We start from the raw sequence: 22,431 nt of genomic DNA on the forward strand, positions 1-22,431 counted from the left end.
TCTCGGGCCGAGCCCCCCGCCCGCCGGGTGTTCTTCGCGGAGGGTCGTCGTGTCCGTCCCCCTGCGGCACCGTCCGGGCGAGCGGCGACAGTCCTCGAGGCCGCGCGCGGAGCACCCTTCGGCCTGTCATCCCTTCAGCACCCCGAGCGGGACCAGCCGGGCGACGATGCGGCTGAGCCCGTTGCGCTCACTGGCGGTGACGACGGCGTCGACGTCCTTGTAGGCCTCCGGCGCCTCCTCCGTCGCACTGCGCCACGAGGTCGGGCGGGCCGACACGCCGGCCGCGACCAGCTCGGCGCGCAGGTGGCGGATGTCGATCTCGCGCTGGGCGCGGTGGCGGCTCCAGACCCGGCCCGCACCGTGGCAGGAGGAGTCGAACGCCTCGTTCCCCGGCACCCCCGCCAGGACGTAGGACGCCGTGCCCATGGTGCCGGGGACGAAGACCGGCTGCCCCGCCCCGGCGAGGTCGGCCGGCAGGTCCGGGTGGCCCGGCGGCAGAGCCCGGGTGGCGCCCTTGCGATGGACGCAGAGCAGTCGGCGCTCTCCGTCCACCTCCCGGCGTTCCAGCTTGGCCAGGTTGTGCGACACGTCGTAGAGCAGGTCCAGCCCGTGGCCGGTGTGCTCCCGGAACACCGCTCGGGCGGCGTCGGCCAGCAGGTGGCGGTTGGCGCGGGCGTAGTTGGCCGCGGCGGCCATCGCCCCCAGGTAGTCCCGGGCCTCCGGGGAGTCCACCGGGGCGCACGCCAGCTGCCGGTCGGGGACGGAGATGCCCCGGCGGTGCATCACGGCCTCCATCCGGCGGACGTGGTCGGTGCAGATCTGGTGACCCAGGCCGCGCGAGCCGCAGTGGATCATCACGCAGACCTGATCGGTGCGCAGACCGAAGGTCCGGGCGCATGCCTCGTCGTAGATCCGATCGACGGCCTGGACCTCCAGGAAGTGGTTGGCCGAGCCCAGGCTCCCGACCTGGCCCGCCCCGCGCTCCAGCGCGCGGTCGCCGACCTGCGTCACGTCCGTGACGTCCACCGCCCCGCCGTCCTCGCAGCGGTCGAGGTCGCGCGGCACCCCGTGCCCCATGTCCACCAGGTAGCGGGCACCGCCGCGCAGCAGGTCGGCCAGTTGCCGGCGCCCGGCGGGCCGCCACAGGCAGCCCCGCCCGAGGCCGCGGGGGATCAACGGGTCCAGCCGGTCCATCAGCGCAGGCAGCACCTCGCGCACCGTGTCCCGGTCGAGCTCGCTGGTGAGCAGCCGGACCCCGCAGGAGATGTCGAACCCGACCCCTCCCGGAGACACCACACCGCCGGCCGCGACCTCCGTGGCCGCCACCCCGCCGATCGGGAAGCCGTAGCCCCAGTGGATGTCGGGCATCGCGTACGAGGCCCGGACGATACCCGGCAGCGAGGCGACGTTCGCGACCTGTTCGAGTGCGCGGTCGCCCTCGTCGAGCGGCAGCAGCCCGTGCGGGGCGAAGACCACCCCCGGCACCCTCATCGGGCCGCTGCGCTCGATCCGGTAGCGCCAGGGGGTCTCCTCCACCAGTCGGACGTCCATGTCAGCCGCTGCCTCCTCGGCCCCGTGGCACGCTCATGTGCCGTGGTGGCGCTCGTCCGCCGCGTGCCCGGGCGGCGCGCCGGTCAGACGTCCAACGTCACGTGGCACCGCCAGCCCCCCGACGCTTCCCGCGCCATCCGCAGTCCGTGCAGGGACACCGCCTTCGGCACCGCGCCGACCTGCTCGACCAGGGCACTGTCCACCATGGCCAGCCGCATCCGCACGGCCGTCCCGGTACGCCTGACCGACACCTGGGCCGGCAGCTCCCCGGCCGTCTCCGCCTGGAAGATCATCTCCTCCAGCGCCGCGACCAGCAGCCGCTCGTCGGTGTCGTCGGCCAGCTCGTACTCCCGCTCGGTGCGCACCGCCCCCGGCGGGATCTCCGCGAAGCCCCCGACCGCCCCGCGGACCGCCTCCGCGACGCACTCCTCCCGCTCCGGGGCCCATGCCTCGACAGCCAGATCCCCGGTGTGCGGCACGGTCCGGTGACCGGTGCCGCCGGGAGCTGCGCCCGGTGCTCCACTCACACCACCAGTCTTCCCCCCGAACCGGGCCCGGCGGTAGCCCGGGGAACCGGAACGTGCCGCACGGCCGGGTCGGCGCTACGGTCGGCCCATGCGGCACCGCACCACGAGGACCGTCAGCGCGGCCCTGATCGACATCGACGGGGTGCTCACGCTGTCGTGGAAGCCGCTTCCCGGCGCTGTCGAGGCGCTGGAACGGCTCCGAGAGACGGGCCTGCCCTTCCTGCTCCTCACCAACACGACCTCGCGCACCAGGGCCTCGATCGCGACGGCCCTCGCCGGTGCGGGATTCCCGGTCTCGGCCGAGTCCGTCCTCACCGCACCCGGCGCCACCGCGGCCTTCCTGGCGGAGCGCCATCCCGGTGCCCGATGCATGCTGCTCAACAGCGGTGACGTCCGGGAGGACCTGACCGGGGTGGCCCTGGCCGAGGACGACGAAGCCACGGAGGGGCAGGGCGTGGACGTCGTCCTGGTCGGCGGTGCCGGACCCGAATTCGACTACCGCGCCCTCAACCGCGCGTTCGGCCACCTCCAGCGGGGCGCCCGCCTGGTCGCCATGCACCGCAACCTGTACTGGCGCACCGACCGTGGCCTGCAGCTCGACGGCGGCGCCTTCCTGTCCGGCCTGGAGCAGGCCTCGGGTCAACGGGCCGAGGTGGTCGGCAAACCCGCTGCCGCGTTCTTCACCGGGGCGCTGACCCGGCTGGGAGTCGAGGCGGACCGGGCACTGATGGTGGGCGACGACATCGAGTCCGACGTGCTCGCCGCCCAGCGCTGCGGCATCGGCGGCGTCCTCGTGCGGACCGGGAAGTTCCAGGACCGTGCGCTCCGCGACGCCGACGGAACCCCCGACCACGTCCTCGACTCCATCGCCGATCTGCCGGGCCTGGTGGCGCGGTTGGCGTAGGGCATGTGTGCAGAGTCGGGTGGTCGGTTCAGGGGCGCGTGGGGGCACCTCCCGGCCGAAGGCTGTGGGAGAACTGCGCAGTCCGGGGGCGGGTGCCGCAGTGACATGGGCCGAGCAGGGATTCGTACGGCGGTCCACATCCGAGTTGCGCAGTTCCCCGCGCCCCTCCGGCTGCCCCATCGCCTTCGAAGACACGCCGAAGGCCTAGCGTGGAAGCGTGGACGCCGACGTCGTGACCCTGTTCCTCTGCGGGGACGTGATGCTCGGGCGCGGTGTGGACCAGATCCTGCCGCACCCGGGTGCTCCGAGGCTGCGGGAGCCGTACGTGCGGGATGCGCGGGACTACGTCGGGTCGGCGGAGGCCGTGAACGGCCCGATCCCCCGCCCCGTCGATTTCCCGTGGCCCTGGGGCGAGGCCCTGGCGCTGCTCGACCGGGCCGCGCCCGACGTCCGGGTACTGAATCTGGAGACGAGTGTCACCCGGAGCGACGACTTCGCGCCGGGCAAGGACGTGCACTACCGGATGGATCCGGCGAACGTTCCCTGTCTGGCCGCGGCCCGGCCCGACGTCTGCGTCCTGGCCAACAACCACGTGCTGGACTTCGGTGTCCCCGGGCTCCGGGAGACGCTGGCCGCCCTGGCAGGCGCGCGGTTGCGGGCGGTGGGAGCGGGGCGGGACGCAGGCGAGGCCCGACGGCCCGCGATCGTCGGCACCGACGGCGGCCGCCGGGTGCTGGTCTTCGCGTTCGGAACGGCGTCCAGCGGGATCCCGTCGAGCTGGGCCGCGTCCGAGCAGCGGGCCGGCGTCCACGTCGTCTCCGAGGCGTCGAGCGCCGACGCGGCCGAGATCGTCGACCGGGTGCAGCGGGTCAGGCGGCCGGGCGACATCGTGGTCGCCTCGGTCCATTGGGGTTCCAACTGGGGCTACCAGGTCTCCCGGGAACAGGTGCGGTTCGCGCACACACTGATCGACGGTGGTGTCGACGTGGTGCACGGGCACTCCTCGCACCATCCCCGTCCCATCGAGCTCTACCGCGGACGGCTGATCCTCTACGGGTGCGGCGACTTCATCGACGACTACGAGGGCATCGCCGGCCACGAGCAGTACCGGGACGACCTGCGGCTGCTGTACTTCGTCTCGGTGGAGCCCGCCGGCGGGGAACTGGCCGGTGTGCAGATGGCACCCGCACGGGCTCGCCGGATGCGGCTGGAGCACGCCTCCCGCGAGGACTCGCAGCACCTGCGCGACACGCTCGACCGGATCAGCCGCGACTTCGGCGTACGCGTGGGTGCCGGGCCGAACGGCATGCTGGAGCTCCGTGCCGCACGAGGGAAGCAGGCGTGAGGTCGGTGGCGCTGCATCGGCCGTCGATCTCCCGGCCCGGCCGCCACCCCGCACGTACCCGGAGCGGGTGGATCGGCTGACCTCCGCGGTGGGAGTCTGGGAGCAGGGCCCGAGCGCCGACGACCGATCCGAGCACGTGATGCCCACGAGGATTCTGCTGGAGGGGCGCCCCGGCAGCGGGAAGACGACCGCGATCCGCCGGATGGCGGCCCTGCTGCGCACCCGGGAGACCGTCGGCTTCACCACGGAGGAGATCCGCGAGGGCGGCGCCCGGGTCGGTTTCGCGCTGGAGACGCTGACCGGCCACAGAGGTGTGCTCGCCCGGGTCGGGTCGCCGGGGCCTGAGCGGGTCGGGCGGTACGGCGTCGACATCGGAGTGATGGAGCGGCTCGCGGTGCCCTCGCTCGCGACGCCGCCGGAGCCCGGCACGCTCGTGCTCATCGACGAACTCGGCCGGATGGAACTGGCTCACCCCCCGTTCCGGGAGGCCGTCCTGGCCGTGTTCGCGGCCGACGTGGACGTGGTCGCCACCGTGCACGCACAGCACGGCCCCTTCACCGACGTCCTCAAGCGCCGTCCCGACGTCGAGCTGATCCGGCTGAGCCGGGCGAACCGGGACCTCCTCCCGGAACGGCTGGCAGCACGGCTGGAGGGACGGTGAGCGGCACGGTCCCCCACCGGGGCCGGGCGGGCGCCGCGGTCCTCCGACGACGCGACGACTGGCGCGCCGGGCTCCTGGCCGCCTCCGGCCGGTGGGCCGAGCGCGCCGACCGGTGCGCCGATTGGACCGGCCGGGGCGTCGAGCGGTGCCGCCGATGGGCACGCGAGGGCGCGCAACGGCCCGGGGAGCTGGCGCCGCCGTCGTGGTTCTTCCTCGCCCTGCCGTTCGGCATCACCTGGTACCGGGTGACGGGTGGCGCTGCGCGGGCCTGGTGCGGACTGGCCCGCCCGGTGTGCCGACTCGTCGCCGGAGCCCTCTCCGGGGTGCTCACCGCCCTGGCCCTCGTCCTGTCACGGCCGTGACCAGGCGCTCCTGCGGACCGTTGCCGCAGGGCGAGCCGGGCAGGTGTCGAGCGAGGCGTTCTCCAGGTCGCAGTGATCACCGAGACGCCGTGCCCGTTGCTCCGTCCTCCCCGTGCCGGGTGCCGTCTCCGCCTCGCTTCGCCCGGAGGACCGGCACGAAGGTCTGGACCACGGCTCACGCGTCGATGCCGAGCCGTCGCCCCGTGGATAGACTGACCAAGCGTTCCAGGAACGGACCCGGCGCGGGCGGCGGAGCACTCATGCGCGTCGTTGTCGCACATACGCCGCTCTCCGTGACCGCACGGCGATGGCAAGCCCGTCGCGGATGATCCGGCACCGGGCCATCGATCGGACGGGAGCCCTGCCATGGCGAACACGTCCAGGTCTCCGGACGGCCACGACCCCGAGATCACCCTCCCCGTGTCCGCCCGTGCTCCGTCGCCCTCCTCGGACTCCCCCGGTGACACCGAGCCGACTGCGGCCAACGACCGGCTGGCGCTCAACGGCATGGGCAGCTTCGACTGGGACCTCGACAAGGGCACCTACCACCTCGACGACGTGGGCCTGGAAGTGTTCGACCTACGGGCCGACGAATTCGACGGAGTGCCCGCCTCACTCTCCGCCAGGGTGCTGCCGACGGACAGCGAGCGGCTCGACAACGCCGTGTCGCTCGCACTACGGGAGGGGCACCTGACCTTCGCGTCCTATTTCCGCCTGGTCTGCCGCGACGGCACCCTGCGCTGGGCCCACACGCAGGGGCGCATCCTGCGCGACCCGCAGGCGCACCCCTACCGCATCGTCGGCATCGTCCGCAACGCCGAGGAGGAACTGGCCCACGCCGAGGGAATGCGTACGCTCGCCGCCGACCGGCGCCGCCAGACCGACTCCGTGCGCGCCACCACCGAAGCCCTCGCCCGCGCCATCACCGTCCGCGACGTGACCAACGTGCTGACCGACAGCGAAGGACTGCGACGCTTCGGGGCGGACGGGCTGGCCCTCGGGCTGGTGGACGGGGACGTCATGCGCCTCGTCGCCGTGACCGAGCAACCGTCCGCAGAGCTCAGGGCCCGGGACGACCTGTCGCTGACCCACTTGGAGGACGGGCTGCCGCTGTCCGAGGCCGTGCTCACCCGGCGCGCGCGATTCGTCGGCACCAGCGAGGAGCTCACCACCCGCTACCCCCGCCTGCTGCCCTACGCGGAGGAGATGGGGATCGAGGCGGCGGCCTTCCTGCCCCTTGCCGCCCAGGCCCGTACCATCGGCGCGCTGGGCCTGTTCTACCGGGACAGGCACCACTTCAGCACCGAGGACCGCAACATCTGCATCGCGCTCAGCAGCGCCGTCGCGCAGTCCCTGCAACGTGCCATGCTCTTCGACCAGGAACGCGAATTCGCTACCACGCTCCAGACCACCATGCTGCCGCGCCGCATCCCCGAGATCAACGGCGGTGAGGTGGCCGTCCGCTACCGTGCCGGCCGCAGCGGACGCGAGGTGGGCGGGGACTGGTACGACGTCATCCCCCTGCCGGGTCGGCGGGTGGGTCTCGTGGTCGGCGACGTGGAGGGGCATGACAGCCACGCGGCAGCCATCATGGGCCAGTTGAGGATCGCTCTGCGGGCCTACGCCACCGAGGGGCACACTCCCGCCACGGTCATGGCCCGCGCGTCAAGGTTCCTCGCCGATCTCGACACCGAGCGGTCCGCGACGTGCATCTACGTCGACGCCGACCTGGAGACCGGAACCCTGCGCATGGTGCGTGCCGGCCATCTCGAACCACTCGTGCGGCACAGCACCGGCCGTACCGGCTGGGCCAGCGTCCGCGGTGGCCTGCCGCTCGGCGTGGCCACGGTCTTCGGCCAGGACGGCTACCCCGAAACCCGTCTCGACCTCAACCCCGCGGACACCCTGCTCCTGTGCACCGACGGCATGGTCGAACACCCCGGTCGGGACATCGCGGACGGCATCGAAGCGCTCGCCGCCGCCATGCGCGCCGGCCCGCTCGGCACCGAGGCGCTCGCCGACCACCTCTGCGGCGGCGACCCGAGCCGCCTCGGCAGCAGCGACGACGTGGCGCTCCTGCTGCTGCACCGCGCAGCCGAACCCGGCGCCCACGCCACCCGGCAGATGACCCAGCACGTCCACCAGGCGGATCCGGAAGGGCTGGCGGAGACCCGGGCCATGCTCCGCCAGGCCCTGGCCGCGTGGGGTGCGACCGACCTCGCGTCCGACGTCGAACTCACTGCGGACGAGCTGATCACCAACGCCCTGGTCCACACCGACGGGGGCGCACTGTTCACCATCGAACTGCGGGCCGGGACCACCCCCTGTATCCGCCTGGAGATCCAGGACCGCTCCAGCGTCCTGCCACGCCGCCGGGCCCCCGGCGAGACCGCCACCTCCGGCCGCGGCCTGCTGCTGGTGGACGCCCTCACCGGGAGCTGGGGCGTGGAGCCGCTCGGCAGCGGAAAGAACGTCTGGTGCGAATTCCCGCTGACGGGTTGACCATCCGACGGCAGTTCACATGTGCGGCCACCCGTCCATCCACGCGGGCGCCGTCGGCTCGACCGCGTCCGCCGGTTCCGTGCCGAATCCGCGAGCGCGGCCACGATCGGCGAGGTGGCGTGCGGCGTGGCCACCGCGGCGGCCCTGCGACGACGGGGCGGCATCGCCCCCCCTGAAGACACCGCACCGAGCATGGACGAAAGAAGCAAGTCAAGCTTCTTGATAACGATTTGATTGCCCGTCATATCCCCTGTTCGACCGGGCAGCCCGGTCCTCGGGACGCACGGTCGATGACCCTCCGGAGGACGAGGCGCAGGGGACGCGGCAGATGGGACGGTGGTACCGACGGCCCGGGGCCGGGCCGGAAGGGGCGGGCACCATGACCATCGTTCAGGCTCGAACACCGTACCGGCGCGGCCGGTTGGGGACACGGCTCGCCGCCGTCGCCCTGGCCGGCGCCACCGTCGTCACGCTCGCCCCGACAGCGGCGGTGGCGGCGGGAGGGACGGGCGCATCGGTGTCCGGAAGCGGGTCCGTGGAGGCCCGCCGGCCCCGCGTCGACGGACAGCAGGAGCTGCGGGACCTCGTGGAACGCGGGGGGATGACAGCCGCGCTCGCGGAGATCCGCTTCGCCGGCCGCGCCCAGTGGCGTGGCGCCGCCGGGACCGCCGACCTGGCCACCGGGCAGCGGGCCAGGGCGGACGGCCGGTTCCGGATCGGCAGCGTGACCAAGACCTTCGTGTCGACGGTCGTCCTCCAGCTGGTCGGGGAGGGCCGGCTCGGACTGGACGACCCGGTCGAACGGCACCTGCCGGGAGTCGTCCCGAACGGCGCCGCGATCACCGTGCGGCAGCTGCTGAACCACACCAGCGGCCTGTTCAACTTCACGGAGGACGAGCGGTTCCTGGTCAGGAACGAGGCCGACCTGCAGGACTTCGCGTACGGCGGGTGGCGTTACCGCGACTACCGCCCGCAGCAGCTGGCCGCGGTGTCCGCCGAGCACGCGCCGTACTTCTCGCCGGGGCAGGGCTGGCACTACTCCAACACCAACTACGTTCTCGCCGGGATGATCGTCCAGAAGATCACCGGGCGCAGCTGGCAGCGCGAGGTCGAGCGCCGGATCCTCCGGCCCCTGCACCTGGACGACACGACGTTCCCGGGCTCCGAGACCGGCCTCGGCGGTCCGCACGCCCGCGCGTACCTCGACATGCCCGCGGGGCCGGCCGACATCACCCGGCTCGACCCGACCGTCGTGGACGCGGCCGGCAACGGCATCTCCACCACCGCCGACCTCAACCGCTTCCACGCCGCACTGTTCGGCGGAAAGCTGCTGCGGCCGGCCGAGACGGCCGCGCTGACGGACACGGTGCCCACCACGATCGAGGGCGCGCGGTACGGGCTCGGCGTGCTCCGGATCGACCTGGGCCCGGGCTGCGAGGCGGCCTGGGGCCACGACGGCAGCCTCCCCGGCTGGAGCACCCTGCTGCTCGGCAGCCGGGACGGACGGCGGCAGTTCGCGCTGTCGACCAACCCGTACGTGGGCAAGGACGACTCGGCGAGCGGGGAGGCGATCGGCTCGCTCATGGTCAAGACGCTGTGCGACCCGGGGACGGGCGCGAGCGCCGCCGCGGGTTCCGCCGTCGGAGCGGTCCCGGTTCCGCGGACGGTCCCCCGGACCGGACCGGACCTTCGCGTCGGGGGCGGCGGCCCGGCCGTCCGCTGAACCCGGCCGAACCCCGCCGGGCGATCGGATGGTTCCCCACGGGCGCAGGGCAGTTGCGCCCGCGGGGCACCCCGTCGACGCGGACCGCCTGCGGCGGCTGATCACCGGGAAGTTCCCGCAGTGAGCGCGCCGGTGCGAAGCGTCCCCACCGGGCCGTCCTGTTCACGCCGACCCGGGCGGCCCGGCCGCTCACCGGGCGCGCCTTCGCAACGGACGTCGCCCAACGCCTCACCGACCGCCGCCGACGGTTTGCGTCCGGGGTCCGGTGTGCCAGGCTGAAAGGGTGCGTGGGTTCCCCGCGCCCGACGGCGGGAACCCCGGCTCTGGAGTCCGGACGTGTCACTGTCCGTCACCCGGCCTGATGCGGGCCGGCGGTGACTCTGTGTATCCGCCGCTCCGGCCGCCGGGCCCCGGCGCCGGACGCGGCGGGCAGTCCCGGCCCCGCGCTCACGCACCGCATCCGCCGAGAGCGGGGCCGCCGGCAAGGTGGTGAGTGTCGTGAGCCTGGTTCAGATCGAAGGCTCCGAGGAGGTCCTGCGTGCCGTGCAGGGCATTCCGGAGCTCCACCTGGTGCGTTCGAGCCTGGAGGCCCGTTCCGACGACCGGTACAAGGTCGCGGCGTACGCGTCCGACCAGGCGGTCGAGGCGGCGGTTGCACAGGGTGCGCAGGTGACGGTGATGCTCTCCTCGGAGGGCGTCGACGAGCACCATGCCCGGATGTCGGCCGTGATCGGCCAGGGGTACGCCGAGCGCGGGGAGGTGTGAACGATGCCCCCGCCCTACGCCACGCCGACCGTGCCGCAGACACCGGCCCAGATCGAGGCGGCACTCGCCGACCTCGCGGCCACGTTCCCCGCCCTGTGCACGCTCGGTGAGTTCCCGAACCGCAGCGTCGAGAACCGGGAGATCCACTACATCCGCATCGCGAACGCACCGCAGAACGGCCGTCCGGCTGTGGTGCTGACCGGTGGCGTCCACGCACGCGAGTCCGCGCCGCCGGACGCGCTGGTCCACTTCGCGCAGAACCTCCTGGTGAGCCGCACCACCGGCGCCGACATCGTCTTCCCCGCGAGGTCCTGTCGGCCGCTACCGGCCGGACCGACGGTGAACTACCCTCCGTTCACCATCCCGGCCGTCGAGGTGGAGCGGATCCTGAACGGCGTCGACCTCTACGTAGCGCCGCTGATCAACCCCGACGGCCGGCTGTTCGACCAGCTGAACCCGCCGTCCGACCCGATCGGTGCCGGCTGGCGCAAGAACCGGCGGCCCCACCCCAACCCGGCCAGGGTCGGAGTGGACATCAACCGCAACCACGACATCGCCTGGAAGTTCGAGGACTACTACGACATGGGGGTCTACCTGTCCTTCTACCAGGACGGCCCCGCCTCCACGGACAGCCGGGCGGAGACCTACCGGGGACCGTCCGCGGCCTCCGAACCGGAGACCGCGAACGTGCAGTGGCTCATCGACGACGCCAGGGCCACGTACTTCGTCGACGTCCACCAGTTCGGCCGCAAGGTCCTGCTCTGCTGGGGCATCGAGGACAACGGCAGCGACCCGTCCATGAACTTCTCCTCCCCCACCTGGACGGGCAAGCGGGACGGCCTCCGCCCGGGCAGCCCGGGCCTGCCGCCGGACCGCCCCGACTATCAGGAGTTCGTCAGCAACGCACCGCCGCACTTCGTGCGCAAGACGCTCGTCACCATCGCAGGCGAGATGCGCGACGCCATCCTGCGCAGCGCCGGCGTGGACCCGACCGCCAGCACCGCGAAACCCCAGCGCGCCCACTCCACCTACGACGTCGGCCAGAGCGCCTCGCTGTACCACCCGCTGGGCGGACCGGTCACGGGCACCACCGACGACTACGCCTTCCGCCGGCAGTTCGACGACCCGACCAGGGCACCGGTCTTCGCCTTCACCATCGAGACCGGGCACGAGGAGGAGTCCGGGTTCCACCCCGACTACAACAGCCCGCCCGGACACTACGCCAAGATCGAACGGGAGGTGCATGCGGCACTCATGGCCCTCTGCAACTTCGCCGCCTGAGAGCCGAGTTGCCGGATCCGGAGGTGGTACCGGGCCGCACACGCTCGAACGGGCACGCGCGTTCGGAAAGCGGTTCGTTCCGCCGGCGCATCGCCCACCTGATGCCCGGCCCGGGCGTCGGCGCCACCTGCACCGACGCCTAGGTCCCGGCCGGCCCGCCGTTGCTCACCACCCCGCAGTGCGCGAAGCGGATCCCGGTCCTCGTCCTCCTCGCCGTGCTGTCGGCCCGCGGTACGGTCCGGGTCAGGGGGCTGTCGTGGGTGAGATCTCGGAAGCACCTGCCGAACCGGACCGGCCGGCCCGGTCCCTGCGTGGGCAACCGGTCGAGCTGATCACCGACCTGGCCCCCGGCGCCGACCTCGACCGGCTGGTCCTCGACGCGCCGCCGGTCACCGACCTGCACGAGCCGCTGCGCCACCACTATTCGGCCGTGTTCCGCGGCGAACGTCCCGCGGTCGTCACCGCTGCGGAGACCGTCTCCTGTGCGGCCGCACGGGTGACCACACGCCGGCCGTGATGTCAGTTGGTAGACGCCGGCACTGGTGCTCGGCACGGTCAAACCCTCCAGCAACCTGCGCCGGTGCGCATGCGGGATACCGTCACGCCGGGCCATGTGCTCTGCTACGAGTGCGAGGGCCTCGGGTGGTGCCCCGGATGCGGCGGCCAGGGGTGGGTGGCCGCCGAACCCCACGGACGGACCCGCTGCAGGGACTGCCGCAGCGAGCGCGTGTGCCCGATCTGCCGCGGCGGGGGCGCGCTCGCCGTTTCCCAGCTGTCCAGCGGGGCTACTACCCGGGTCTGGATTGAGCCGCGGTCCCGAACCCGAACGCCACCACGGAATGGCCCCGTCGCGACGTCCCGACCTTCGAACCACCCGACGAACCCCACTCCTTCGACGGTGCATTCCGGGCGATCACTGTCCGCGCCATCAGCCGATCGGAATCGGCACTCCGATGGATCGTCAGCGAAAGGGCCAGAGATTCGATCAACAGACCCAAATGTTCGCGCCAATGCACCAGGATTCCGACTCGCCGCCTCCGATGACTGCGCGGAACCCAGGAACCGCCGTGCAAGTAGGTGTCCTGGAACCAGCGCTGCCCCACCCCGGCAGCACCACAACACGGGACGACTCCGCCCCAGCAGCAGGACCAACCCACGATGTCGGCAGACCACCCGACGCCGAGCGCGGTCACCGGGATTGAGCCATTGTGGGCCGACAGGGACATCCGATCACCGCCGCAGCGGTAGAACCGTGCCATGGCAACCGGACCGGGAAACCGCCCCGAAATCACCCACAGACTTCCAGAGGATATCTGGCAGGAGTTGTGCAGCCTCGGACGGGAACGGCACTTTCGGGCCGGGAGTCGCATGCTGCGCCAGGGAGACGCCGGGCTGCACCTCCTCGCGCTCACCGAAGGCCTCGTCAAGGTCATCCGACGGGAGGAGAACGGCGAGACCACGCTCCTGGCCTTCCGCGGAGTCGGGGATCTCCTGGGGGAGGGAACCACGTTCGACAGCCGACAGCTACGGATCGCGGACGTGATCGCGCTGCGCCCCTGCAGGGCGGTGGTTCTCGAGGCCGGGCGGTTCCGTGCGTTCGTGGAGAGCCGTGGCCTCGTCACCGACGTCATGCGTCAGACGCTCGCACGTCTGCGTGAATCCGACCTGCGCCATGCCGAGCTCATGACGCTCTCGCTCTGTACGCGCCTCGCCCGCACTCTCGTGCGCCTGGTACACCTCACTACGCCTGCCGCCGGCAATGCGCCGCTGCTGCTCACCGGCCTCACCCAGGAAGAGCTCGCACAGTCCATCGGGGTCAGCCGCAATGCCGTGGTCGTCGGACTTCAACGGCTGAGGGATGCCGGAGCGGTCGAGACGGCCCGGCGGGCGATCACCATTCGCGACATGAACGTGCTCCGGGCATGGGCACGGGAGGCACCCGGGGGCCTGTGACAGCTGTCACCTTCCCGGAGCCCAGCGCTGGGCACTGGAGGACCCCGGCCGCGCCCATGCTCGGGATTGCCGCAACCACACCGGTGGTGGCAACCCCGTGGAGGAGATGCACCCATGCCAGAGCATGTGCCCGCGCCGTGGATTCACAGTCGGCCTATGCCCGACTACCGCGCCCTGTTGGCGGTGGACGCCAAGGATTTCACCGGACTGCCCGCACTGCTGCACGCACCCGTCAGCCAGATGATTCCCGAGCTCATCGACCAAGCACTCGTCAAGGCCGGACTGGACGACCTCGTGAACACGAAGCGGTTCCCCGCCAACACGGGTGACGGCCTCGTCTTCGGCTTCGACCCGGCCCGTCTGCCCTTCGTGGTGTCGCCGTTCCTGGACGTTCTGGACGACGTGCTGGCCCAGTACAACACCCACACGATGGGTCCACGGATTCGCCTCCGCGCGAGTGTGCACGTCGGCCCGCTGCCTGACGACGGCCTGCCCGGTGACGGCAACGGCACGCCCCGGAACGACACCCATCGGCTGCTCGACTCCCGTCCGGTCAAGGCAGTCCTGGCCGCCTCGAGCGAAGACGTCACGCACCTCGCCGCGATCCTCTCCGATCGCGTCTTCACAGATGTGGTCCTCGGTGGGTACGCGGGGCTGCACCCCGACCGGTGCATCGAGGTGCCGGCGACCGTCGACGGGAAGAAGTTCGCACAGCAGGCGTGGCTCTACATCCCGGTTCTGGATCACTTTCCGTGCCAGAGCCACGGAGCGTCACCGGAACCGCGATCATGAACGGTCGTGACTGCTGTGACGCCTCATGGACCGCCGGAGCAATCGGTTGTCCCTTGAACGCCGCCCCAAGGCAGAATCAGCGCATGGCAACTTGAAGAGCACCGGCCGGACGGAAGTCCTGGCGCAAGAGGGGAAGCGGCTGGTCCGTCCGCGACGGTGACCGCTGGATCTGCCTCGTGTGCCACGAGCCTGTCCGCTCCTACCAGTACCGCTTCCATCCGCCCGAGTCCTCCGGCTTCGAGCGTTGCATCGGGTTTGCCTGGTGCTCGGGGTGCCGGATCTACTCGGGCAACATGGTTCACGTTCCTCGCAAGCGCGTCCTGGTCGACGCCCTTGCCTCGCTGCCTGCCGATGACCGCGACCAGTTGCTCCGGAAAGAGGCCGCGCTGGTCGACTATCTCGACAGCCGAGGCATCGGCCAGCACTGACCGGAGCCCCCATCCTGGTCCGTCGTGCTCGGCGCCGTCACCGTCCAGCTCCGATGCGTGCCCCTCCGCGCCGCTATGACCAGCGGTTCATGCTGCATGGAGGACGCGCTTGCGCAGGAGGTCGAAGTTGGCGCGGCCGAACATCTGCCGCTTCAGCATTTTGATCTTGTTGTTGTGGCCCTCGACCGCCCCGGAACTGTAGCGCAGGGTGAGGCCGGCGACGACCGCATCGAGGTCTTGCAGGAGACCGGTGGCGAAGCTTCGAAGGGCTGGGACCTGGTCCTGCTGGACGCGCGTGATCCAGTCCTTGAGCTCTCGGCCGCGGCGATCGTTCATCAGCTCGGCGAAGGTCCTGACGTGCTCGGCGGTGGTGGCAAGTGCCGGGACGCGTGCCAGGACCTCCTTGAGCTGCTGGCTCGCGTCGGTTGAGAGGCGGTCGGGGTGGCGGGTGATCCAGCCGGTCACGTCTCTGACGGAGGGCTTGCGACGGGGCGGGGCCTGGTGCGGGAACGCTGTGCGGAGTCGGCGGACGTATTCGCGGACGATCTGCTCCTGGCCGGGGAATCCGCGCTGCTGGATCTCCTCGAACAGGCGCCGGGCGATCGTGTGGCCTTCACTGAAACGCTGGTGGAGATAGGGCTTGTAGGGGTCGAGGATGCTGGTGCGTCCCGTCCAGCGGCCGACCAGCAGCTCGTCGGGGTCTTTCGCGCGGGCCAGTCGGCGGACGGTGCCGCGGGCCAGGCCCAGTCGGCGGGCGATGACGCGGAGGCTGAACCCGTCCTCCATGAGCGCGTGGACAGTGGCGTGCTGTTCGCGGACCCGATCGGACAGCCGGCCGGTCCGGCGGGGCTCGGCGGCGACGGATGGAAAGACAACTTCTTTGGCTGAAAGGGTCGAAGGAGCTGCTTCGGGCAGCAGGGCTCGGTGTTGCAGCACGGTCTTCTCCACCGCGTCGGAGAGGTTCTGCCACAGGTGGAATCGGTCGGCGACGTGGATCGCGTCTGGGGCACCGAGCCGTACGGCTTCGGCGTAGGAGGCAGAGCGGTCGCGGCAGACGACCTCCACGCCCGGATGGCCGGCCAGCCAGGAGCGGACGGTGGCGACCGTGCGGTCGGGCAACAGGTCAACCGCGCGGCGGGTCTCGATGTCGACGAGGACGGTGGCGTAGACATGGCCCTTGCGCAGGGCGAACTCGTCGATGCCCAGCACGCGCGGCACCGGGGACGCAGGGTCGGGCAGGGCGCGTATCAGCCGCAGGAGCGTGGATCGGCTCACCGGGACCGCGAACGTCTCGGCCAGGCGGGAGCCGGCCCGGCCGGCCAGGGCCAGGGCGAGCTGCTGCAGTGCGGTCTGCAGGCTCTGGCTTCGCCGTCCGTGGCGGAAGGTCAGCCCTGCCGCCTGCTCGACGAAGGTGGATCGCGGGCACATCCGTTCACGGCAGCGGAACCGTCGGACTCGTAACTCGACTACCACCCGACGCCCGCTCGCCGCGCTGTCGTCCAGCCGCCGTACGTAGCTGCTGTGCACTCGAGCCGAGACGGTTCCGCACGACGGACAGCCCGCCTCGTCGCTGGTCGTGGCGGCGTGGACGGTGACGCGGTCGGCTTGGATGGTCAGGGAGTTGACCGCGACGTCGGAGGCCTGCTGGAGCCAGAGGTTCTGATGGAGAGCGTCAGTCACGACCGTTCATGATCGCGGTTCCGGTGACGCTCCGTGGCTCTGGCACGGAAAGTGATCCAGAACCTACATCCCCTCGCCATGCGGTGCGCTGCTTCGAGCCGGCGCGGTGGCGCAGCGCGACCCGGCCGTTGCCGCCGAGCCGACCGCCCCGGCGGAACCGACCGCGCCCGCGCCGGCCGGGCCCGCCAAGCACTACCGGGCCAACGTGCAGAAGGTCCGCGACGGGGTGGCCGTCCTGGGAGACGTCTCGGGTGGCATCGCCTACACCGGCACCAGCCACTTCAAGGCGGCCAACCAGCACTGGGGCAGCGGGGACAACGTCACCGGCAACAAGGCTTCCACCTCTCCGGAAGGCAGTGGTCGGCGTGCATGAAGTACCTGAGCCCGTCGAAGGGGCTGAACATCGACCGACCCACGTGATGGAAAGCGCCCCGCCGGACACCCCGCCTGTTCGTGAGCTGCCCGCGCTACCTCCCGGCAGTCGACAAGAGGTCAACGGAGGAGTCGCTGTCGTCGGAGACGTCCTCGGCGGCATCCATGTACGACTGGTGCACGCCGATCCGGAGGAGGGGATTGCCAAACCCCGTTTCCGCGAAGGCCTGTATCCGGTCGAGGAGGTCACTCACCGACTGCGCTCCTTCGTGGAACCCGCGTCCTACCCCGAGTGGCGCGAGTTGCTTCGCGGCCGCAACATCCTCTTCCTCGTCGGCGAAGCGCGGACCGGCACCAGCACCACGGGCCTCGCGCTGCTAAACGAGGTGACGAGGGGCAAGCGGATCACGGGCCTCGACCCCGAGGTCGACCTGGCTGAGTGGACGCCCTCGAACGCCTGCGGATACCTCGTCCAAGGTCTCAAGCCGGGCGCAGGCGCCCTGCTCGACGAGGTGGCCCTTAACCGCATCACCGAGTGCCTGGTCGTGGCGGACGCCCATCTGCTCGTCATCATCGATCGCACGGCGGGGATCTCCCGAGCGCTCAGCTCCTGGTGCCGCACGTACGTTCCGCCAGACCCCTTCAAGGTCGCCCGCAGGCGACTCGAGCGGATGGCCGAGGACAATGCCCTCACTCCCGAACAACTCGCCACCGCGAGCGCGTCGCTCGGCGATGCACCATTCAAGGACTACTTGACAACAACTCACTCCCCCACGGCCGGCGTCGAGGTCGCCGAGGAACTCTGGGAGGTCGTGGCCAACGGCCGCACGCACGAAGCTGCCGCCGACAACCTCCGGCTCGGCAGTACCGAGGCCGCGGCGGAACTGCTGGCGGCGGTGCGCGGCAGCGTGGACGAGCTCGCGCTGGCCACCACCATCGCTCTTTTGGAGGGCCAGGACCGCACCGTGGTCGAGCGGTTCGCCGCAAGTCTGCGGAATGAACTCTCGATCCGCGTCGCAGCCGATGCTGCGCCGCGCGAGTTCGACCTGCTCGGCCGGGGCATCAAGGACCGCCTCGACTCCGTTCAGGCGCGGCTGCTGCCACGTGAGGTCTCCACGTCCGGAAGCTACCGGTACTGGACGCAGCCTGTTGCGTTCCGCGGCAAACACCTCGCCGAGGAGGTCCTCGAGCGACTGTGGCTCGACTACGAGGGCTTCTCCGACGTGCTCATGGACTGGCTGGTCAGGCAGCCTCGCGAGCCCGGCATCGAACGAGTCGCGGGCAAGCGCATCGGGCAGGTGATCTGTCAGGCATCCGGTCCGGCCGTTCTGCGTCAGCTCGGCAAGTTCGCTGCATCGAAGCTGCACTGGCAGCGACGGCTCGTCAGCTTCGCTCTGGGCGAGACCGTCCAGGACGTCGTGCTCTCCGGCGCCGTTCGCGCCCAACTTCGGAAGTGGAGCATCCAGACGGCTGCGGAGCCCCGTTGCACGGTCGCTGAGACTTGCGCGGGAAGCCTCGGTCTTGCCCTGCCCGCCTTCGCCCTCAACCTGCTGGACAACGTGCTGGAAGCTTCGGCAACGCCGCTGGACGATCAAGTGCGCACCTCCGTCGCAGCTGCACTCGGGGTCCTTCTCACCGAACACGCCAACCGCGAGATGGTCTTCAAACACATCACTGCGTGGCTCGGCGAGCCGAACGGAACCGCGCGGCATGCGTTCGCTGCCCACGCCGTCGAGGCGCTCTGCAGGGGCGGATTCCCCACCAGCATCCGCGCAGGAGTCCGCAGGCTGACTCTGAACGACCTCTTCGGCGAGGACTGGGCGGTGCTTGTCCCGCTGACGCTCCGTGCGCTGGAGGACGAGACGCTGCATGGTGCTGTCCGCGCGGCGCTCACGGCCGTCGAACGTTCCGGTCCTGACGGGCAGGAGCGAGTGACCGCCTTTGTCACGGCACTCATCGACAGCTCCGGCGGCCACCCGGGCCTGCGAGGCCTCCTCCTCGCCATGTACCGAAGCCGTCTGCCCGCAGGCACCGAAGCGGCGCCCCAGTGAGTGACGCTCTGGTCGAGCCGTTGTCTGCCTCTCCGCTGCGCAGTTTTATCCGGGCAAGGTTCGGCTCCGACGTCGACCGCGCACTGGTCTTCCTCTCGAGGGACGGCGAGCACCGCGTGGTCCATCCCATGGGTCGAGGATCCGGAGCCGGTCTGCCTCCGACCCTCGCGATGGTGGCTCGTAGGGCGTTCGGTCACGTGTGCTGGGTCTCGTTGATCGACTACGACGCTGCTGTCGACGTTCCCGCCGGATCGGCACACGGGCGTGCGCTCCACACCAGGAGGAAGGTGACCTGGCGTGTGTCCGACCCAGTTCGAGTGGCGCACCAAGGGATCTCGTCCCAGGACGCGATCTCCTGGATCGCCCACGACATCGCGCATACCGGTCCGGAGTCGATCGGCGGAGATCCGGACAGCTCGACGGCTCCGGGACGCCAGGTGGTGGAGGCGGGCATCACGTACCGGATCCGCCCGTCCGCGCCGGTGGTGACCTACGAAGCCCCGCTCGCGCCTGCCGCTCCGTCGGGATGGGGGCAAGAGCAGCGCGAGGCGTACTGCTTCTACCGCGAGGTGGTCGGTCAGGGACCGCAGAGCCTTGCTGCCCTCTGGCTGCTTCACCACCCCGACCAGGGACGGGAGGTCCTGGAGTGGACCGTGCAGAACCGGTCGCTGCTGGCCGACCAGGCGCAATGGGAGTCAACCCTGGTCGGCCTGCTCCAGGGACTGGGGACGGAGGACCGGGCCTTCCTCGGCGTCAAAATGGCGGAGATCCTCAGCGAGCTGGGAGTCCCTCAAGCGGCGCAGGTGCTGGATCAGATGCGGGGCGGGCAGGCGTCGGCCCCGCACCGGGCCCGCCCCCAGGGGGTCCAGTGACAGGGAACCGGCCCGGTCCCGGACGCGGTGGCGACGAGCCGCCGACGGACTCGCACGCGGCCCAACAGGTGTTGAAGGAGCTATTGGAACAGAACTACGCCGAAATCGGCCGCGCGGACGGCAAGGCCGGCATGCTGCTCGCTCTGACGGTGTCGCTGGTGGGCCTTCTGCTGACCGGCCAGGAGCATCAGCACCGCGTGGCAGACCTCCTCCAATGGACCGCAGTGGCCGCCTCGTCTGCCGCCCTGCTCAGCGTGCTGATGGCACTGCTCCCGCGACGTGGAGCGCCGGAGGGCGGCAGAGGAACACTGGCGTACTTCGAGGACGTTCTGCGTGCGAGTCGGAGGGCCCAGCTCGCAGCGGCCGTGAACGACAGCGGAACGGCGCCGAGAGCTCGTCTGCTGCGGGCGGTGGAGGGCACCAGCCGTATCGCCCATGCGAAGAACCGCTTCATCCGGCTCTCCATCGTGCTGCTCGTACCCGCCATCGCCTCCTCACTTGGCGTGCTGCTGATCCGCTGACGACGGCCGCCCGCACCGTTTGTTCCCGATCGGCCAGGCGAAACCGTGGCCCAGCCCCCCTCCGAGGACACACCCCATTCACGCCACCTGTCGCAATCGAGAGGACGTCCGTGTTCGTAGCCGCCGGTATGACCCAGCCCGAGGCATCCGTCCCGTTCGGGGCCAGGACGCCATGAGTACTCCTGCGAGGCTCGCCGCACTGCGCTGGCTTCTGGATCCGGCGACGAGCGTGTTGGCCGTACTGCTGTACTGCAGGCAGCCCCGATTCCTGTCCTACGACACTGCGTGGCAGCTGGCCCGGGTCAGCCGCCACCCCGACGAGCTGACCTATCGAGTTCAGCGTCAACAAGGCCTCGATGACCGGCCTCGCTGACGTAGGGACATGAACGGCAGACTTGGGCTTGGTTGGGCGTAGTCGAGCCGGACCACCCCCACCGAGCAGGGCGAATGCCGCCTGACGTTGCCATGTGTCTGCGAACGGGTGGGTTCACATCCGCTACCGTCAGGCCGAACGTCACCGGACCACTGCTTGGAGCAGCGAATGAAGCACGGATCCCGTGTGCCCTCCGTGAGCGTGTGAGTCGTGCGCAAGGGGAAGATCCTCGTCAAGGCGTCGTTCCGGCCGCTGCTCGGCGCGGGACGGCGACAGGCTCCAATGCCCGCGGACGCCGAGTTGTTGGAGTTCCTGAGCTGGTTCGCTGCCGGCCGCACGCGGCAGGCCGTGCACCTCGCCACGGGGGCGCAGGGCTTTCACTTCTGCTGGCGAGGCACGGCAGGTCCGTGCCGGTGACCGGGTCGGTGGCCGGCCAGGCGGAGGCCTTCCCCGATCTCGTCCGGAAAGCGAGCCGGAGCGCCGGCGGGGTGGCCGGTCCGGGTGCCGACGCCGAGGTGAGGGCGCGGGCGATGCGGATCGGCAACGACCGCAAAACAGCGTTCGGCCGAATGCCCGTCGGGGTGCCGGCGCCGGGATCGTCCAGCGTGAACGCCGTCCAGGGTGGCCTGCCCGGCCGGGGGCGCCGCTCCCGATGAGGGGCCCGAGCGGTAGTCCGCTCGACCGTCAGGTCGATTAGCCCGCACGTGTGTTCTCAGGTCGGCCGTCGCCGAGGTTCTTCGCGCGCGAAGGGGGTTGCGTGTGCAATGACGGTGCAGTCGGACGCCGTGCCAAGGGCACTCGCGTCGCCCGTTCTCCCGGTCCCACTGGAGCTGCCCGTGCGCTCTCTCACGCTCGTCTCGATGTCCATGGCGGCCGCGCTGCCGCTGACGCTCGTCGCCGCCGCGGGCGACGCCGTGGCCGCCGCGCCGGTGCGTGCGGCGCACCGTCAGAGCCTGCCGGCGGACTGTCCCGACCTGCTCCCGCCCGACGACCCGACCGTCTACTACTGCGGCCGCCCCGAACTCGGTCCGGCCGTCCTGCCCTCGACGGGAGCGGTGGCGGCGCTGTTGAAGGGCTATCACCGGCTAGGCGGCCTGCAGCCGACCCAGTTCCTCGACTGGTACCGCAACGGCGACCAGTGGAAGTACCCCGGCAACCGGGGCTTCGCGGAGCTGAACGGCGTTCTCGACATGCAGCGGCGGACGATGCTGCCGGGCGGGCTCCTGGACCGCTTCGGGGCGGACACCGGCAAGTACCTGGCGAACGGCGGGACACCGTACGCCAAGCGCGCGCTGCCGCCGGACTCGCTCAACGGCCCCGGGAACGGCTACCACTGTTACGTGGTGAACCGCGACTTCCAGGTCCAGGCGGGCCACATCGCGGCCGGCTTCGCCCAGCCCGGGTTCGGCACCCAGGAGTGGCTGGACCCGGCCCTCAAGCCGGCCGACTTCGCCGACTCCGAGACCTACAACGTCGCCAACCTGGTCAAGCACGAGTACCTCGCGGACGCGGCGCCCGAGCGGTGCGCCGCCGACCGTTCCTGAGGAGCCGGCCGTTCACGAAGAGCCGACCGTTCCCGGGCGGCCGACGGCCGCCCGAACCCGGCGGGTCCCGACAGAGGGTGGGGGTGACCCCCACCCTCTCCGTGTGTGAGGACGCCGGTCGGACTCCCCCGTAGGGAGGGGACGGCGCGAAAGACCCCACGCCGTGCCCATTACCGGCCCGGCCGCGATGCCCAATCATGACGGGAGAGTCCATCGCGGGCACG

General features: G+C 71.1%; 21 protein-coding genes. 18 read left to right on the forward strand and 3 right to left on the reverse strand.

Going from position 1 to position 22,431, the window contains the following annotated elements; all coding sequences use genetic code 11:
• Window positions 1–126: 126 nt before the first annotated feature.
• Complete coding sequence (locus tag KSNIM_RS05635; protein WP_263102109.1) at window positions 127–1,551, reverse strand: RtcB family protein; 1,425 nt, start codon at window positions 1,549–1,551, stop codon at window positions 127–129.
• An 83-nt stretch (window positions 1,552–1,634) separates the two neighbouring features.
• Complete coding sequence (locus KSNIM_RS05640; protein ID WP_263102110.1) at window positions 1,635–2,078, reverse strand: archease; 444 nt, start codon at window positions 2,076–2,078, stop codon at window positions 1,635–1,637.
• Between the two features lie 88 nt (window positions 2,079–2,166).
• On the opposite strand from KSNIM_RS05640, the gene KSNIM_RS05645 reads away from it, so the two are divergent.
• The 12 genes from KSNIM_RS05645 to KSNIM_RS05700 all read left to right on the forward strand — a co-directional run bounded on the left by KSNIM_RS05645 (window position 2,167) and on the right by KSNIM_RS05700 (window position 14,794).
• Window positions 2,167–2,982, forward strand: coding sequence for an HAD-IIA family hydrolase (locus KSNIM_RS05645; protein ID WP_263102111.1), 816 nt, complete (start codon window positions 2,167–2,169; stop codon window positions 2,980–2,982).
• A gap of 217 nt (window positions 2,983–3,199) precedes the next feature.
• Window positions 3,200–4,327, forward strand: a complete 1,128-nt coding sequence (locus KSNIM_RS05650) for a CapA family protein (protein WP_263102112.1) — start codon at window positions 3,200–3,202, stop codon at window positions 4,325–4,327.
• Between the two features lie 67 nt (window positions 4,328–4,394).
• A complete protein-coding gene (locus tag KSNIM_RS05655; protein WP_263102113.1) occupies window positions 4,395–4,988 on the forward strand; it encodes a nucleoside-triphosphatase in 594 nt (197 codons plus the stop codon).
• Complete coding sequence (locus KSNIM_RS05660; protein WP_263102114.1) at window positions 4,985–5,350, forward strand: hypothetical protein; 366 nt, start codon at window positions 4,985–4,987, stop codon at window positions 5,348–5,350. The genes KSNIM_RS05655 and KSNIM_RS05660 overlap by 4 nt, the downstream gene beginning before the upstream one ends.
• Before the next feature lie 366 nt (window positions 5,351–5,716).
• On the forward strand, window positions 5,717–7,852 hold the full coding sequence (locus tag KSNIM_RS05665; protein ID WP_263102115.1) for a SpoIIE family protein phosphatase: 2,136 nt from the start codon (window positions 5,717–5,719) through the stop codon (window positions 7,850–7,852).
• 379 nt (window positions 7,853–8,231) lie between these two features.
• Window positions 8,232–9,575 (forward strand): serine hydrolase domain-containing protein, encoded by a 1,344-nt coding sequence (locus KSNIM_RS05670; protein ID WP_263102116.1) that lies wholly within the window; start codon window positions 8,232–8,234, stop codon window positions 9,573–9,575.
• A 498-nt stretch (window positions 9,576–10,073) separates the two neighbouring features.
• Window positions 10,074–10,340: a hypothetical protein gene (locus tag KSNIM_RS05675; protein ID WP_263102117.1), complete on the forward strand. Its 267-nt coding sequence runs from the start codon at window positions 10,074–10,076 to the stop codon at window positions 10,338–10,340.
• A 3-nt stretch (window positions 10,341–10,343) separates the two neighbouring features.
• Complete coding sequence (locus KSNIM_RS05680) at window positions 10,344–11,621, forward strand: M14 family zinc carboxypeptidase (protein WP_263102118.1); 1,278 nt, start codon at window positions 10,344–10,346, stop codon at window positions 11,619–11,621.
• A gap of 256 nt (window positions 11,622–11,877) precedes the next feature.
• Window positions 11,878–12,138, forward strand: coding sequence for a hypothetical protein (locus tag KSNIM_RS05685; RefSeq protein WP_263102119.1), 261 nt, complete (start codon window positions 11,878–11,880; stop codon window positions 12,136–12,138).
• Window positions 12,139–12,878: 740 nt separating this feature from the next.
• Window positions 12,879–13,574, forward strand: coding sequence for a Crp/Fnr family transcriptional regulator (locus tag KSNIM_RS05690; RefSeq protein WP_263102120.1), 696 nt, complete (start codon window positions 12,879–12,881; stop codon window positions 13,572–13,574).
• A 156-nt stretch (window positions 13,575–13,730) separates the two neighbouring features.
• Complete coding sequence (locus KSNIM_RS05695; RefSeq protein ID WP_317633994.1) at window positions 13,731–14,366, forward strand: hypothetical protein; 636 nt, start codon at window positions 13,731–13,733, stop codon at window positions 14,364–14,366.
• Between the two features lie 176 nt (window positions 14,367–14,542).
• Window positions 14,543–14,794, forward strand: a complete 252-nt coding sequence (locus tag KSNIM_RS05700; RefSeq protein ID WP_263102095.1) for a hypothetical protein — start codon at window positions 14,543–14,545, stop codon at window positions 14,792–14,794.
• An 87-nt stretch (window positions 14,795–14,881) separates the two neighbouring features.
• Here the strand turns inward: KSNIM_RS05700 and KSNIM_RS05705 are convergent, their stop codons facing one another.
• On the reverse strand, window positions 14,882–16,474 hold the full coding sequence (locus KSNIM_RS05705) for an ISL3 family transposase (protein WP_263102094.1): 1,593 nt from the start codon (window positions 16,472–16,474) through the stop codon (window positions 14,882–14,884).
• A 106-nt stretch (window positions 16,475–16,580) separates the two neighbouring features.
• Between KSNIM_RS05705 and KSNIM_RS05710 the strand changes: the two genes are divergently transcribed.
• The 6 genes from KSNIM_RS05710 to KSNIM_RS05735 all read left to right on the forward strand — a co-directional run bounded on the left by KSNIM_RS05710 (window position 16,581) and on the right by KSNIM_RS05735 (window position 22,207).
• Window positions 16,581–16,847, forward strand: a complete 267-nt coding sequence (locus tag KSNIM_RS05710; protein ID WP_263102121.1) for a hypothetical protein — start codon at window positions 16,581–16,583, stop codon at window positions 16,845–16,847.
• Between the two features lie 175 nt (window positions 16,848–17,022).
• Window positions 17,023–18,897 carry a hypothetical protein gene (locus tag KSNIM_RS05715; RefSeq protein ID WP_263102122.1) on the forward strand — a complete coding sequence of 625 codons (1,875 nt, stop codon included), beginning with the start codon at window positions 17,023–17,025 and terminating at the stop codon, window positions 18,895–18,897.
• Between the two features lie 212 nt (window positions 18,898–19,109).
• Window positions 19,110–19,769 (forward strand): hypothetical protein, encoded by a 660-nt coding sequence (locus KSNIM_RS05720; protein ID WP_263102123.1) that lies wholly within the window; start codon window positions 19,110–19,112, stop codon window positions 19,767–19,769.
• A gap of 83 nt (window positions 19,770–19,852) precedes the next feature.
• Window positions 19,853–20,290 carry a Pycsar system effector family protein gene (locus KSNIM_RS05725; protein WP_263102124.1) on the forward strand — a complete coding sequence of 146 codons (438 nt, stop codon included), beginning with the start codon at window positions 19,853–19,855 and terminating at the stop codon, window positions 20,288–20,290.
• Between the two features lie 583 nt (window positions 20,291–20,873).
• Complete coding sequence (locus tag KSNIM_RS05730; protein ID WP_263102125.1) at window positions 20,874–21,080, forward strand: hypothetical protein; 207 nt, start codon at window positions 20,874–20,876, stop codon at window positions 21,078–21,080.
• Between the two features lie 419 nt (window positions 21,081–21,499).
• The gene (locus KSNIM_RS05735) at window positions 21,500–22,207 is read left to right on the forward strand and encodes a TNT domain-containing protein (protein WP_263102126.1); all 708 of its coding nucleotides are present in this window, start codon (window positions 21,500–21,502) and stop codon (window positions 22,205–22,207) included.
• Window positions 22,208–22,431: the final 224 nt, after the last annotated feature.

It is taken from the genome of Kitasatospora sp. DSM 101779, assembly GCF_025655475.1.
Taxonomy (GTDB): Bacteria; Actinomycetota; Actinomycetes; order Streptomycetales; family Streptomycetaceae; genus Kitasatospora.

Bases quoted from the DNA above. Each gene is read 5' to 3' on its own strand.
- KSNIM_RS05670 (WP_263102116.1), top strand. From the start codon at position 8,232: ATGACCATCGTTCAGGCTCGAACACCGTACCGGCGCGGCCGGTTGGGG.
- KSNIM_RS05690 (WP_263102120.1), top strand. From the start codon at position 12,879: ATGGCAACCGGACCGGGAAACCGCCCCGAAATCACCCACAGACTTCCA.
- KSNIM_RS05665 (WP_263102115.1), top strand. From the start codon at position 5,717: ATGGCGAACACGTCCAGGTCTCCGGACGGCCACGACCCCGAGATCACC.
- KSNIM_RS05635 (WP_263102109.1), bottom strand. From the start codon at position 1,551: ATGGACGTCCGACTGGTGGAGGAGACCCCCTGGCGCTACCGGATCGAG.
- KSNIM_RS05695 (WP_317633994.1), top strand. From the start codon at position 13,731: ATGCCCGACTACCGCGCCCTGTTGGCGGTGGACGCCAAGGATTTCACC.
- KSNIM_RS05680 (WP_263102118.1), top strand. From the start codon at position 10,344: ATGCCCCCGCCCTACGCCACGCCGACCGTGCCGCAGACACCGGCCCAG.
- KSNIM_RS05645 (WP_263102111.1), top strand. From the start codon at position 2,167: ATGCGGCACCGCACCACGAGGACCGTCAGCGCGGCCCTGATCGACATC.